This window comes from Sphingopyxis terrae subsp. terrae NBRC 15098 (assembly GCF_001610975.1).
In the GTDB taxonomy this organism is placed as follows: Bacteria; Pseudomonadota; Alphaproteobacteria; order Sphingomonadales; family Sphingomonadaceae; genus Sphingopyxis; species Sphingopyxis terrae_A.
Genome location: NZ_CP013342.1, coordinates 1,368,453 through 1,382,746, shown reverse-complemented (window position 1 = coordinate 1,382,746; position 14,294 = coordinate 1,368,453). Strand labels below are relative to the sequence as shown.

The window sequence follows — 14,294 nt, the reverse complement described above, 5'->3', positions numbered from 1 at the left end:
TTCCGCCCCAGTCAGCACTCTCGGTTGCCGCCGACAGGGGGGAATGGCGGCCATCCGGGAGTGTCTCAGCCTTCGGGGCTGGGGACGCTGCTCGGGCGCGCCAGCTCTTCCTCTTCGGCCTTCGCGGTCCGTCGATGGACCAGGAGGTACAGGGCCGGCAGCACGAGCAAAGTCAGGATCGTCGACGAGATGATCCCGCCGATGACGACAGTTGCCAGCGGCCGCTGCACCTCGGACCCAGCCCCGACATTGAGCGCCATCGGTACGAACCCGAGCGACGCCACCAGCGCCGTCATCATCACCGGTCTGAGGCGGGTCAGCGCGCCTTCGCGGATCGCCTCGACGAGCGCTTTTCCGCGTTCGCGCAGATCCTTGATGAAGGATAGCATCACCACGCCGTTCAGCACCGCGACCCCGGACAAAGCGATGAAGCCGACGCCCGCCGAGATCGATAACGGAATGTCGCGCAGCGCCAGCGCCGCGACCCCGCCCGTCAGCGCCAGAGGCACGCCCGAGAAGACGATCGCAGCATCGCGCACCGTGCCGAACAGCATGAACAGCAGCCCGAAGATCAGCAGCAGCACCAGCGGCACGACGATCTGGAGGCGCTCGGTCGCGGACTGAAGCTGCTCGAATGTGCCGCCATATTCGATGTAGTAACCATCGGGCAGCACGACCTCAGCTTCGACCTTTTGCGTGAGCTCGTCGATGAACGAGCCCAGATCGCGCCCACGAACATTCGCCGTGATCACCGCGCGGCGCTTGCCATTTTCGCGGCTGATCTGGTTCGGCCCCGCCGCGAGCGATATCTCCGCCAGCTCCGAAAGCGGCACGAAGCCGCCGGCCGGAAGTGCAACGGGGAGATTGCCGAGCGACGCGAGATCGGTGCGAATGGCCTCGGGAAGCCGGACGATGACGTCGAAGCGGCGGTCACCCTCGAAAAGCTCGCCGGCCTGACGGCCGCCGGTCGCTGTCGAAACCGCATCCTGCACCGTTTCCATGCTGACACCGTAGCGCGCGAGCTTGTCGCGATCGGGCGTGACCGAGAGCATCGGCAGGCCGGTGACCTGTTCGAGCTTCACGTCCTGCGCGCCCGCAATCCCGCCCGCGACTTCCTCGATCGCCTGCCCCGATTCGAGCAATTGATCGAGGTCGTCGCCGAACAACTTGATCGCCACGTCGGCGCGAACGCCGGCGATCAGCTCGTTCATGCGCATCTTCACCGGCTGGGTGAACTCATAATTGTTCCCTGGCACCTCGTTCGCCGCCTTGTTGAGTTCGGCAACGAGCTGGTCGCGCGTCTTTCTCGGATTGGGCCATTCCTTCCGGTCCTTGAGCATGATGAAATTATCGGCGACCGACGGGGGCATCGGATCGGTCGCTACCTCGGGAGTGCCGATCTTCGCGAACACCCGCTCGACTTCGGGGAACTGCCTGATCCTCTTCTCCAGCGCCTCCTGCATCGCGATCGACTGGGTGAGGCTCGTCCCCGGAATGCGCATCGCGTGCATCGCGATATCGCCTTCGTCGAGGTCCGGGATGAACTCGGACCCGAGACTGGTCGCCGCCACGCCGCTCAGCGCGACAAGCGCCAAAGCACCAGCCAGCGCAGCCTTCGGCCAATTGAGGACGCGGTCGAGCATCGGGCGGTAGCCCTTGCCGAGCCCGCGCATCAGCCAATTTTCCTTTTCTTCGACCTTGCCGGTCACGAACAGCGCCACCGCGGCCGGAACCAGGGTGAGCGACAGCAGCAGAGCGGCGGTAAGCGCGAGGACGACGGTGATCGCCATCGGATGGAAGGTTTTGCCCTCGACGCCCTCGAGCGCGAAGATCGGCAGATAGACTGCGGTGATGATAATAATGCCGAAGATGCTCGGCTTGATCACTTCTGCGCTTGCGGAAGCGACTAGGCCGAAGCGCTCGTCGCGGTCGAGCAGGCGTCCGAGCCTGTGCTGAGCCTCGCCGAGCCGGCGGAGGCAGTTCTCGACGATGATGACGGCCCCGTCGACGATGAGGCCGAAGTCGAGCGCCCCGAGGCTCATGAGGTTTGCCGATGTCCGCGTCTGGAGCATGCCCGTCAGCGTCATCAGCATCGCGACCGGAATGACCGCCGCCGTGATCAGCGCGGCCCGGAAATTGCCGAGCAGCAGGAACAGGATCACGATGACGAGCAGCGCGCCCTCGGCGAGATTCTTCTGCACCGTCGAAATCGTCCGCTCGACGAGCGCGGTGCGATCGTAGAGCGGCTTGGCAACGACACCCTTCGGCAACGCACGCGAGGCTTCGACGAGGCGTTCGGCCGAGGCCTGCGCCACCACGCGCGGATTCTCGCCGATCAGCATCGAGACCGTCGCGAGGACGACTTCCTTGCCATTTTCGGTTGCGGCGCCTGTGCGGAGCCCCGAGCCGATCGCGACATCGGCGACGTCGGCGATCCGGATCGGAACCCCGCCGCGGGTGGTGACGATGATCTGCGACAGGTCACGCTCATTATTGGCCTGACCCGGCACGCGGATCAGAATCTGTTCGCCGCTGCGCTCGACATAACCGGCCCCGCGGTTGGCATTATTGGCCTCGAGTGCGGTGACGACATCGTTGAGCGAGAGATTGAGCGAGGCGAGCGAGGCCGGGTTGGGTGTCACATGATATTGGCGGGCATAGCCGCCGATCGTGTTGATCTCGGCGACCCCCGGAATCGTGCGCATCTGCGGCCGGATGACCCAATCGGACATCGTCCGGAGGTCTTCCGCCGTATAAGGCGTGCCGTCGGGTTTTCGCGCGCCCGGTTCGGCCTCGATCGAGAACATGAAGATTTCGCCGAGGCCCGTCGAGATCGGGCCCATTTCGGGCTCCATCCCGGGCGGAAGCTGGCCGCGCGCGGCCTGGAGCCGCTCGTTGACCTGCTGGCGCGCGAAATAGATGTCGGTCCCGTCCTCGAAGACGACAGTGACCTGGCTCAGGCCATAGCGCGAGATCGACCTGGTATAGTTGAGGTTCGGGATGCCCGCGATCGCGGTCTCGATCGGATAGGTGATGCGCTGCTCGGACTCGAGCGGCGAATAGCCTTCCGCCTTGGTGTTGATCTGGACCTGGACGTTGGTGATGTCGGGAACGGCGTCGATGGGCAATTTGGTCGCGCTCCACGCGCCGATCGCGCAGAGGAGCGCGACCACCGCGAGGACGAGCCATCGTTGCCGGATCGAAAAGCCTATGGTTCTGGCTAGCATGTTATCCTGCTCCCCGATCAATGGTCGTGGCCCGCGCCGGACTTTTCGATGTCGGCGCGAACGAGGAAACTGCCCTTGGTGACATAGGCGGTGCCGGGCTTGATGCCCGACAGGACCTCGGTCCATTCGGGCGACGAACGGCCGAGCTTCAGCATCCGGACCTCATAGTCCTGCCCGAAATTGGCATAGACCACCTTGAAGTCGCGGAAGGGCTGGATCGCCTCGGTGCGCACGGCAAGCGGCACGGTGACGGGGTTGACCATCACGCGGCCGCGCAAGGCCATGCCAGGGCGGAGCGTTCCCGAGCGGTTCGGGATGGTCGCGCGGATGAGCGCAGTGCCCGCCTCGACATTGCCGTCGGGCAGGAACTGCCCGAGCGGCGCGGTCGCGATTTCGGCGCCGTCCTGCGTCTCCACCGTCACCCGCATGCCCGGACGTATGATCGCGAGGTCGCGGGGGAAGATGTTGAAGACGACCGTGGTCTGCGCCGGGTCGGTGACCACATAGAGTGCGCGCCCGTCGGTGACGTCGCCGGGGTTGGCGTTGCGCTCGGCGATCACGCCGCCGACCGTCGCATATACCGGATAGACCTGGAGGCTCTCGCTCGACTCGATGCGCGCGAGCAGTTCCCCACGGCGGACGCTGTCGCCCACCGCCTTGGTCACCGAGACGACGCGGCCGGGGAACTGGCCGCGAATTTCGGAGCGGGCGGTCGGCGACAGTTGGACGGTGCCGTAGAGTTCGCGCATTTCGCCCATCGTCGCCGGTCCGACGACCGCGGTTTCGATGCCTCCGGCCTTGGCGGCGTCAGCCCCGATCCGCGTGCGCCCTTCGGGGTTCGCATATTTCCAAACGTGCCGCTTGCCGCCCGTCACCGCGACAACCTCGACGTCGAAGCTGTGCGGTTCGGTGACGACACCTTGCCCTGCGAGGAATTTGCCCTGCGGGCGGAAGGTGAAGCGATCGACGTCGCCGCCAAGCCGCGTGAGGGTGATGGCGAGCTGGACATCCTTCGGGTCGACCGGTTTGCCGTCCCGCGTTGCGAAAACGCGGAATTGCGGCTCGGTGCCATTCTCGAAGATTATGACCTCGACCGCGAAATCGCCATTCTTGAGCAATTTGCCACCGTTCGGGCCTTTGGCATCTTCCTCGCCTTCGCCCTCAGCGTGGCTTTCGCCTTCTTCATGCTTGTCTTCGCCCTCGGCTCCGCCACCGCAGGCAGCGAGAGGCACAGCAAGGAACAGCGCCGCAGCCGCGGCGGGAAATGGAAACTTCTTCATGGAATATTCTCCGCAAGGGGAGCCGCATCGAAGCGGCCGGTCAGGCGATCGATCTCCGCGAGCAAATCGCGGTAGCGTGTCATGGCCTCGGCCCACTGACCCTGGATCTGGATGATGACGTCGGCGGCATCCTGTACGTCGGCGAACAGGAACCCGCCGCGGGCATAGCCTTCGCGCACCTGGCCGAGCGTCTTCACCGCCTTGGGATAGACGTCGTTCATGATGCCCTCGGCCCGGACGCGTGCGGCGTCGGCATCGGCGCGCAGCGACGCGAGGCGCCGCAGCCGCTCGAGCCGGCTCGCTTCGGATTGGAACTCGAGCTGCCGCCGTTCGGCCTGCGCCCGGGCGATATTGCCCTGGTTGCGGTCGAACCGTCCGAGCGGGATCGAGATGCCGCCAAGAACGGCGACATCATTGGTCTCGCGAAGAAAGCGCGTGCCGCCCGAGACCGTATAGTCTTGGTGCGCACGGCTCTGCTCGACGACGACCTGCGCGCGGGCCCGGTCGACGGCGGCGTCGAAGACCGCCGCGTCGGCTTCGGCGAGCGGCGGATCGCGCGGATCGGGTTTCTCGATCCCCTCGGCGATAACGAGGCTGTCAGGCGTGCCGCCCCAGAAGGAGGTGAGCAATGCGCGTGCGGACTGCCGCTTCGCCTGGGCTTCCTTCAGGGCCAGTTCGGCTTCGAGAATGCGGGCATCGGCGCGCGTCTCGACGAAGAGCGGATCCTTGTAGCCGCGCACGCGCCTGATCGCTTCGGTCCGCATCTCCTTTTCAAGTTTGACGCGATCCTCTGCGATCCAGACCATCTGCTCGGCGATCTGGACGTCGATATAGGCGCGCTGCACTTCCTGGGCGATGTCGAGCCGGACGAGCCGCCACTGCGCCTCGGCGAGAACGACACCGCGCTCGGCAAGCGCCATTCGCGCCTCGCGCTTGCCCCCGCGTTCGAGCGGCTGCGAATAGGTGACGGTGAGTTCCGATTGCCGGAACAGGCCATAGCCGCCCGTCCCGACGCCATTGTCCATGTCGACCGACACGGTCGGATTGGGACGGACGCGGGCTTGCAGCTGGTCGGCGCGCGCGGCGTCGACCCCCGCTTCGCCCGCTCTAAGCTCGGGCGATGCAGCGATGGCCCGCTCGACCGCCTGGTCGAGCGTTAGCGGCTGGGCCCAAACGGACCCCGCCAGCAGCGCAGCCCCGGCCAACAGGGCGGCGCGCATATGGATATGCATGAATGATCACTCCTGAACGATTCGACTGAGCGCAGGCCGAAAAGGGGCCGCGCGGCAGGCGGCGTTCAGGCGAGGGGAGGGTTCAGGGGCGGTGCGAGCGCGCGCGAAGCGAGGCGCGTCGCGGGCAACGCAAAGTGCAGGCCGCCGGAAAAACAGGACAGATCGTCATGACCCGAAAGGGCCTGATCGGATGCGACCGGGCAATTATGGTGACTGCCGTGGAGGTCGGCGTCCTGCTGACCTTTTTGCGTGTCCTTGTCCGACGCATGGCCCGGCTCGACATGGTGCGAAAGATGCGAATCCGTCGCATGGTGCGTCATGCCCGCCATCGCCGGCGCAGCATTGTGGAGCCCGCTGAGCAGCAGGATGAACACAAGCAACAGGCGAAGGGTAGCGCCGGACATGGTCGCGCCCCTAACAGCGAATGACCCGTTCCGGAAGTCCAAAACCGGATCAATCGGTTCGCGCAGCGCGGCTCTCCGTCGACCGGGCCGTTTCGATCAGCGCTTCGAGGGCCTGCGGCATCGGCATCGGCTCGAAGGCGCTCACCCGCGCGCGACCATTATTCCCTGCGGGGAGGCGGCCGGTCAGCGAACCGAGCGGGACGAGCAGGAACCGCATTGCCTGACCGGTAGCTTCACGGGCATCGCCGAGCTCGATCGCATAGCGAAACATGTGCCAGTGGGAGGCGAGATGCGCGCCCATATAGGGCTGGCTCAATATATGTTCCCATTCCAGCGCCTGCCACGCAGCGGCTTCATCTCCGATTCGGCGTGATTCGCAAAACAGGCGATATTGCTCGCGCAGCAGCGGCTCGATGACGGCCATGCTCACGGGATTTACTGTCGGCGGCACCATCCTCTTTCCCCCTTTTTTGTGCAGGGCAGGCTCTTGCACCCTGTAGTAGATACAGGGTCAAGCCCTGATGTTCCGGCAGGACGCTGTGCCGCTCTGCGTCCGATTTACCCCCTCGTCTCACGGGAAGCATATCGCTCGAATGTCGTCCCGAACAAAGGAGGCGGGGGCCAATAGCGAAGCGATAGAAATAAGAGTGAAAGACAATTGTAGAATTATTGTGCTTAACGCGTGATTGTTCGGCCGATATCCTGTTTCTTGAGGCGCATCTGCAACTATAGAGGGGCAAGGTGCACTGCTCTCTTACCTCCATGAGATAAAATTACGGAGCCGGTTCGGGGGTTCGAAGAGTGCCGCCGAAGTTGATTGAAAATCTTCTACTTTTCACCGCGCCGTTTCGATGCTAGGGGCCGGTTTCAATGCGACGGGTGATCCTCTTCCTCCTGACCCTTCTCCTTGCATCCGGAACGGTTGCGGGGTCGCTCGCACATGCGACCGAGGATCGGGCCGAGGCGAGCCTTTTCGTTGCTGTGATCGAAGCCGGCTGCGTTCCCGCACCGGCGATCGAAGGCGCCGAAGTCGACAAGAAAAAATCCTCTCCCGGCGAAAAGCAGCAGGTGCCTGCCGCCGCTCATGGCTGCCACGGTCACCATTCGGGCGTCCCGGCGGAATCGCTGTCGGCAGCGACCGAAACGCCTGCCCCTGAAGCGCATACGCGCATCCTGACGGCCGCCTTGCCGCCCGTCGCCTATATCGGGACGTTCCGCCCTCCAATCGCCTGACGCTCTAGGTCTGCGCGTGCCCTTCGCGTGCGCTTCTCCCTGGAAACGTCAGGAGTCTCCTTTTCATGAAATCCATAGTTGTCGCCGCGAGTCTCGTGGCGCTCGTTGCAGGCTCAAATTCCGCGCCCGCCGCTGCCCAGTCGGCAGCGACGGAGCTGGTGGGACCGCCTTCTTCCGCAGGCGAGGCCGTGCGTACCGGCCCGCTTCCCGCTCGATTGTCCCTCGCGCAGGCGATGGAGGAAGCCGACGCGCGCTCGCCGCGCGTGGTTGCCGCCGAAGCCGAAGTGGAGGCCGCTCGCGGTCGCCAGCGTCAGGCGGGCTATCGCTACAATCCGACGCTCAATGTCGATGTCGAGAATTTCGCAGGCACCGGCCCCTACTCGGGCCTGAACGGTCTCGAAACGACCGTGTCGGTCAATCAGCGTCTCGATATCGGGGGCCGGCGCCGGTCGCGCATGACGCTCGCCGACGCCGAGTTTCTGGCCGCGAAGTACAAGTTGGAGATTGCACGCGCAGATCTTGCGCTCGATGTCCGCAACCAGTTCGCGACCGCTCTCGCGGCCCGCGATAGCCTCGCGCTCGCACGCGAAAATGAAGCGCGTGCCCGCGAACTCGTCCGCGTGGCACAGGCCATGGTCGATACCGGCAACGAGCCGCCGCTCCGTGCGTTCCGCGCCAATGCGGCTCTCGTTCAGGCCACCGCCGAGCTACGCACGGCCGAGGCCGAAGAAAGGACCGCCCGGCGTTCGCTCGCGGCGCTCCTTGGAAGCTCGGTCCCGCCTGCCGAGTTGATGGAAGGCGATATGTGGGTGGCACCGGAGACGGTGGACTCGCTCGCGACGCTCGACGTTCGCTTGGCAGAAACCGAGAAGCTGATTGCTGAAGCGCGGCTCCAGGGGCAGCGCGCCGATGGCCGGCTCGATCCGTCGGTCGGCTTCGGGGTGCGTCAGCTTCGCGACACCGGCGATCGCGCATTGATCGCCAATGTTTCCGTGCCGCTCCCCGTCTTCGACCGCAACCGCGGCAACATCTCGGCAGCCAAATCCGATGTCGCCGCCGCCATTGCGCGGCGCGAGAATGCAGTGGTCAATGCTCAGGCGGAGATCGCCAATGCGCAGGCCGAACTCGAAGCCGCAGAGGCCCGCCTCGCGGCGCTTGAGGGTAGCGGCATCGAGCAGGCGCGCGAAGGTGTCCGGCTCGCCGAACTCAGCTACCGCGCCGGCAAGTCCTCGCTCGTCGAATATATCGACGCGCAGCAGGCCTATGCGGCAACGCAGGCCGAACTGATCGCGGCGCGCCAGGCCCGGGCCGAAGCCCGCGCCATCCTATCGCGCCAGGCAGCCGCCGACGGCGATGCGGATCATCAGCCATGAGCGCGCCGAGCCTTCCAGTGGACGGAGGCGCCTTCGCCATCGTCCTTCCAAGTCAACAGGGGTGCGCCGCCGGTCGGCGCGCGAACCGCATCAACAGCGGAGATAGAATATGATCACCAAGGACAAGCGTCTCCTCGGCACTGTCGCGGGCGCCATGATACTCGCTGCCGTCACGGGCTTCGGCGTTGCACGCTGCACCGCCGACCCGGCCGCCGCGCCGGCTGCCGAAGGCGAAAAGGAAGCGGCGAGCGAAGCCCTTCCGAGCAGCCTCGCCATCACGCCCGAAGCGATCAAGGCCGCCGAGATCGGCGTCGAGACGATCGGCGCCGGCGGACTCGGTTCGGAAATCATCTCGCAAGCGACCGTTACCGCCGCGCCGAGCGGCGAGGCGATCGTCACCGCCCGCGCGGGCGGCGCGGTCACCCGTCTCTTCAAGCGGCTCGGCGATCCGGTCAGCGCCGGTGAGACGATCGCGATCGTGCAAAGCCGCGACGCCGCCCAGATTGCGGCCGAACGGATTGCCGCCGATGCGCGCTCGACGCTCGCGCAGAAAAATCTCCACCGCGAGAAGACCCTGTTCGACCAGAAGGTGTCGGCGCGCGTCGACTATGAGCAGGCGCAAGCCGAAGCCGCGGCCGCCGCGGCCGAAGCGCAGCGCGCGCGTGCCGCAGCGAGCGCCGCGCAGGTCACGCGCGATGGCAGCAGCGTCATCGTGGCAAGCCCGATCTCGGGACGGATCACGGCCGAGAACGCCAGCCTTGGCGCCTTCGTTCAGCCCGAAACCGAATTGTTCCGCGTTGCCGATCCCAGCAAGGTGCAGATCGAGGCCGCCGTCGGTCCGGCCGATGCCCAGCGGCTCTCGCCCGGAGACCGTGCGATCATCGAACTTCCCGACGGACGGACGATCGATGCCCGCGTGCGCGCCGTCACGCCCGGCCTGTCGGGCGACACGCGCTCGGCAACCGCCGTGCTCGACGTACCCGGGGCGCTCCAGCCGGGCTTGGCGGTCCGGGTGCGGCTGCTTCCGAGCCGCGGCGCCGAAACCGGTGGGCCGGCCCGTATCGTGATCGCGGACGAAGCCCTCCAGACGCTCGAAGGCCGCGACGTGGTGTTCGTCCGCACGAAGGACGGCTTCCGCGCGCAGCAGGTGACCGTCGGCCAGCGCAGCGCGGGCCGTGTCGAAATCCTCGCCGGGCTGAAGCCGGGCCAGATCGTCGCGACCAAGAACGCATTCCTGCTCAAGGCCGAACTCGGCAAGGGCGCGGGCGAGGAGGAATAAACCGTGATCGCGAAACTGATGGCGCTATCCGTCCGCGCGCGCTGGGCGGTACTCTTTCTCTTCCTCGTGATCGCGGGACTCGGCGTATGGCAGCTCACCAAGCTGCCGATCGACGCGGTTCCCGACATCACCAACAAGCAGGTGCAAATCAACACGATCGATCCGCGTCTCTCGCCGGTCGAAATCGAGAAGCTCGTAACCTATCCGATCGAAATCTCGCTCGCCGGCATTCCGGGGCTCGAGACGACACGCTCGATCTCGCGCAACGGCTTCAGCCAGGTGACGGCAATCTTCACCGATGAAACCGACCTCTATTTCGCGCGCCAGCAGGTGGGCGAACGGCTTCTCCAGGCGGGCGAGAATCTTCCCGACGGGGCCCAGCCGCAGATCGGTCCCGTCACGACGGGTCTCGGCGAGGTCGTCATGTACACCGTCGGCTACAAAAATCCCGACGGGAAGGGCGCCAAGAAGGTCGCGGGCCAACCAGGTTGGCAACCCGACGGCAGCTATCTGACCCCCGAGGGCGATATCCTCACCGACGAGATCGCCAAATCGGGCTATCTTCGCACGGTCCAGGACTGGATCGTCAGCCCGCAATTGAAGTCGGTCGGCGGCGTCGCCGGCGTCGACTCGATCGGCGGCTATGCCAAGACCTTCGTGGTCGAACCCGATCCGACCCGCCTCACCAGCTACGGCATTTCCTATAGCGAACTGGGCGAAGCCCTTGAACGCGCCAACCTCGCGGTCGGTGCCAACTACTATAACCGGGCAGGCGAGGCCTATCTCGTGCGCGTCGATGCACGCGTCCGCTCGGTCGACGAAATCCGCAACGCCGTCGTCGCGACGCGCGGCGGCGTGCCCGTGACGGTTGGACAGCTCGCCAATGTGAAGATCGGCGGCGACCTCAGAACCGGTGCGGGCAGCATGAACGGCAAGGAGGCGGTCATCGGGACCGTGCTCATGCTGATCGGGCAGAATAGCCGCACTGTTGCGGAGGATGTTTCGGCGAAGATCGCGCAGGTGTCGAAGACCCTGCCGCCCGGCGTCGAAGTGAAGGTGGTACTCGACCGCGCCAAGCTCGTGAACGCAACCGTCGGCACGGTTGAAAAGAACCTCACCGAAGGCGCGCTGCTCGTAGCGGCCGCGCTCTTCTTCCTGCTCGGCAACTGGCGCGCCGCGATCATCGCGGTGCTCGTCATTCCCTTCTCCTTCCTGATGATGGCGATGGGCATGAACGCCTTCCGGGTCCCCGGTAACCTGATGAGCCTCGGCGCGCTCGACTTCGGTCTGATCGTCGACGGGGCGGTGATCATCATCGAAAACTGCCTCGCCAGACTGGCGCACCGGCAGGAGCATGAAGGGAGATTGCTCAACCTTCGCGAACGTCTCGAGGAGACGATGCGCGCGAGCCAGGAGATGATCAAACCGACCGTCTTCGGCCAGGCGATCATCCTACTGGCCTTCGCGCCGTTGCTGATGTTTACGGGCGTCGAGGGGAAGACCTTCTCGCCGATGGCCATCACCATCATGCTCGCGCTCGTTGCGGCCTTCATTCTCGCGATCACCCTGGTTCCGGCGCTTGTCGCGCTGATGATTCGCGGCAAGGTTGCCGAGAAGGAAGTCTGGGCGATCCGCAAGTCGAAGGAGCGCTACCTGCCCTTGCTCGACAAGGCGCTCGCCAAGCCGTGGGCTTTCATCGCCGGCGGCTTTGCCTTCTTCGTCCTTGCGATCCCGGCGTTCGGACTGCTCGGCTCGGAATTCATTCCGCAGCTCGACGAGAAGAATATGGCGCTTGCCTCGACGCGCGTGCCTTCGGTGAGCCTCGAACAGTCTCTGGTCATGCAGCGCAACGTCGAGACGGCGATCTCGAGCCTGCCCGAAGTCGAGCTGATGTTTTCGAAGACGGGTACGGCCGAGGTGGCGACCGACCCGATGCCGCCGAACATCTCCGACGGTTTCGTGATCCTGAAACCCCAGGATCAGTGGCCGGCAGGTGTCGATTCGAAGGCCGATGTCGTCGAGCGTATCGAGAAAGCCGCTGGCGGCCAGCTCGGCCAGCTTTATGAAGTCAGCCAGCCGATCCAGCTTCGTTTCAACGAACTGATCGCGGGCGTTCGCGGCGACGTGGCCATCAAGCTCTACGGGGACGACCTCGACAAGATGTCGCTCGCGGCGAACGAGATGGTGCGCGTGCTCCAGGGCATACCGGGTGCGGGCAGCGTCAAGGCCGACCAAGTGGGCGGCGCTCCGACGCTCGACGTGAAGCTCGATCGCAATGCGATCGCGCGCTACGGTCTCTCGGTACAGGAGGTTGCCGATACGGTGTCGGCGGCGCTCGGCGGGCGGGAATCCGGCCTGCTCTATGAGGGCGACAGGCGCTTCGACATCACGGTTCGCGTCCCCGACGCGACCCGGGTCAATCTCGACGACATCCGCGCGCTGCCCGTGTTGCTGCCCTCCGAGGGCGGCAATCGCGGACAGATACCGCTCGCCCAGGTGGCGCAGATCCGGCTGACCGAAGGGCTCAACCAGATCAGCCGCGAAAATGGCAAGCGGCGCGTCGTCGTGCAGGTGAACCTCGAAGGCCGCGATGCGGGATCCTTCGTGGCCGAAGCGCAGGCGAAGATCGCCAATGTGAAGCTTCCGGCGGGCTATTACCTCGAATGGGGCGGGCAGTTCGAAAGTCTGCAGGCCGCATCGCAGCGGCTCTCGATCGTGGTGCCGCTCTGCTTCGCGGGCATCTTCATCCTGCTTTACATGGCGCTCGGCACGTTCGGGCGCGCGACCGCCGTGTTCCTCGCCGTGCCGCTTGGGCTCGCGGGCGGGGTGTTCACTCTCGCGCTTACGGGCATCAACTTCTCGGTGTCGGCGGCGGTGGGCTTCATCTGCCTTGCCGGCGTCGCGGTGCTCAACGGTCTCGTCGTCATGACGGCGATCCGCGAACGGCTCGAGAATGATGTCCCGCTCACGGAGGCAATCCGCGAGGGCATGACCGAGAAGATGCGTGCGGTGATCATGACCGGCTTCGTGCCCGCGATCGGCTTCGTGCCGATGGCGATCGCGACCGGCACGGGTGCCGAGGTGCAGAAGCCTCTCGCGACGACCGTCATCGGCGGTCTCATCGCGGCGACCATCCTGACGCTGCTCGTTCTCCCCGCGATCGCAAAAGTCGTCCTCGGGGCGAACTGGCAGCCGAAGTTCCTCAAGCGAAAAGCGGAGTCGGCGGTCCAGCCGGTCACGGAATAGGGAGAGACTGTCATGACAAAAGCATCCAAGCTCTTGCGCATCTACACCGATGAATCCGCCTTCTTCGGTGATCAGCGGGTCTTCGAGTTCATTTCCGAACTCGCTCGCCAGCAAAAGCTGGCAGGCGTTACGGTGCTCGAAGCGGTTCTCGGTTTCGGTCGCTCGGCGCATCTCCACCGCAAGCATGCGCTGGAGAATGACCGGGCGGTCGTGATCGAGATCATCGACGAGGAGCAGCGGCTCCGCGACTTTGCGGCGCAGCTGACCGAAATACCGGACATCGGGCTCATCACGCTCGAAGCGGTCGAAATCCTCGGCGGGAAATCCGCCGCGGAGCCCCCCGATGTTCAGAGCTGACCGGCATCTTGCCGGTCTACACCGCGGCGCAGGTCCCCGGCCTGCGTCGCGGACCAGCTCGTGCGAGCGAGGAGGTCTCCGATGTTCTCGGTAGGCACCTCGCTCCGCTTGCCGGTCCCGATCGGGCGGGTCTGGCGACTGCTCGTCGATATCGAGCGGTACGACGACTGGCATCCGACGCTCCGTTTCACCGATCGTCCGGGAGATGATGAGCGCGTAGGCTATGTCTATTCTCCGCGCGGGAAGCGGGGTCCGGAATTTGCATCCGAGGGGCGGATAACCGGCCTCGACTGGCTGACGGGCTTCTCCTGGCGGACAGGCACGCGCGGGCTGCTCGTCATCGAGGAGAGCTACCGGCTCGAAAAGCTCGGCCAAGGGGTGGAGGTTACCCATCGCCTGGAATGCGCGGGTCTCTTCTCATGGCTCGGCTATCCCATTCTGCGGCGGGTTTGCAGCGTTTTTCTCAAGCGCTCGAACATGGCGCTCGAACAGCAACTCCGTCGCACGACAGTTCAGTCCCGCTACGCGCGGCCAAGCGGGCGCCGCGCATGATCTTGAATTCGAAACCTGGCCGTCGGAGGCCCCTCTCAATCGCCCCCCTCACCACGGGCAGGGATTTCCGGCTGTCAGGGAGGTGCGGGAGCCGGGTCGCATCCCGCAATG

General features: G+C 65.3%; 11 protein-coding genes. 6 read left to right on the top strand and 5 right to left on the bottom strand.

Annotation, left to right across the window (positions count from 1 at the left end; all coding sequences use genetic code 11):
* Positions 1-65: 65 nt before the first annotated feature.
* The 5 genes from AOA14_RS06650 to AOA14_RS06630 form a co-directional block, all read right to left on the bottom strand.
* Entirely contained in the window at positions 66-3,227 is a 3,162-nt protein-coding gene (locus AOA14_RS06650; protein ID WP_037553392.1) for an efflux RND transporter permease subunit, read from the bottom strand.
* A 17-nt stretch (positions 3,228-3,244) separates the two neighbouring features.
* Positions 3,245-4,507 carry an efflux RND transporter periplasmic adaptor subunit gene (locus tag AOA14_RS06645; protein ID WP_062901208.1) on the bottom strand — a complete coding sequence of 421 codons (1,263 nt, stop codon included), beginning with the start codon at positions 4,505-4,507 and terminating at the stop codon, positions 3,245-3,247.
* The gene (locus tag AOA14_RS06640) at positions 4,504-5,739 is read right to left on the bottom strand and encodes a TolC family protein (RefSeq protein ID WP_003046513.1); all 1,236 of its coding nucleotides are present in this window, start codon (positions 5,737-5,739) and stop codon (positions 4,504-4,506) included. The genes AOA14_RS06645 and AOA14_RS06640 overlap by 4 nt, the downstream gene beginning before the upstream one ends.
* A 65-nt stretch (positions 5,740-5,804) precedes the next feature.
* On the bottom strand, positions 5,805-6,143 hold the full coding sequence (locus tag AOA14_RS06635; RefSeq protein ID WP_003046510.1) for a hypothetical protein: 339 nt from the start codon (positions 6,141-6,143) through the stop codon (positions 5,805-5,807).
* A gap of 49 nt (positions 6,144-6,192) precedes the next feature.
* Positions 6,193-6,567 carry a DUF3703 domain-containing protein gene (locus AOA14_RS06630; RefSeq protein ID WP_037553271.1) on the bottom strand — a complete coding sequence of 125 codons (375 nt, stop codon included), beginning with the start codon at positions 6,565-6,567 and terminating at the stop codon, positions 6,193-6,195.
* A 446-nt stretch (positions 6,568-7,013) separates the two neighbouring features.
* Between AOA14_RS06630 and AOA14_RS06625 the strand changes: the two genes are divergently transcribed.
* The 6 genes from AOA14_RS06625 to AOA14_RS06600 all read left to right on the top strand — a co-directional run bounded on the left by AOA14_RS06625 (position 7,014) and on the right by AOA14_RS06600 (position 14,183).
* Positions 7,014-7,376: a hypothetical protein gene (locus tag AOA14_RS06625; protein WP_003046504.1), complete on the top strand. Its 363-nt coding sequence runs from the start codon at positions 7,014-7,016 to the stop codon at positions 7,374-7,376.
* Positions 7,377-7,441: 65 nt separating this feature from the next.
* Positions 7,442-8,749, top strand: a complete 1,308-nt coding sequence (locus AOA14_RS06620; RefSeq protein ID WP_037553274.1) for a TolC family protein — start codon at positions 7,442-7,444, stop codon at positions 8,747-8,749.
* 109 nt (positions 8,750-8,858) lie between these two features.
* Positions 8,859-10,028, top strand: coding sequence for an efflux RND transporter periplasmic adaptor subunit (locus AOA14_RS06615; RefSeq protein WP_003046498.1), 1,170 nt, complete (start codon positions 8,859-8,861; stop codon positions 10,026-10,028).
* 3 nt (positions 10,029-10,031) lie between these two features.
* Positions 10,032-13,274, top strand: a complete 3,243-nt coding sequence (locus AOA14_RS06610) for an efflux RND transporter permease subunit (protein ID WP_003046495.1) — start codon at positions 10,032-10,034, stop codon at positions 13,272-13,274.
* A 12-nt stretch (positions 13,275-13,286) separates the two neighbouring features.
* A complete protein-coding gene (locus AOA14_RS06605) occupies positions 13,287-13,631 on the top strand; it encodes a DUF190 domain-containing protein (protein WP_003046493.1) in 345 nt (114 codons plus the stop codon).
* A gap of 81 nt (positions 13,632-13,712) precedes the next feature.
* On the top strand, positions 13,713-14,183 hold the full coding sequence (locus tag AOA14_RS06600; RefSeq protein WP_003046490.1) for an SRPBCC family protein: 471 nt from the start codon (positions 13,713-13,715) through the stop codon (positions 14,181-14,183).
* Positions 14,184-14,294: the final 111 nt, after the last annotated feature.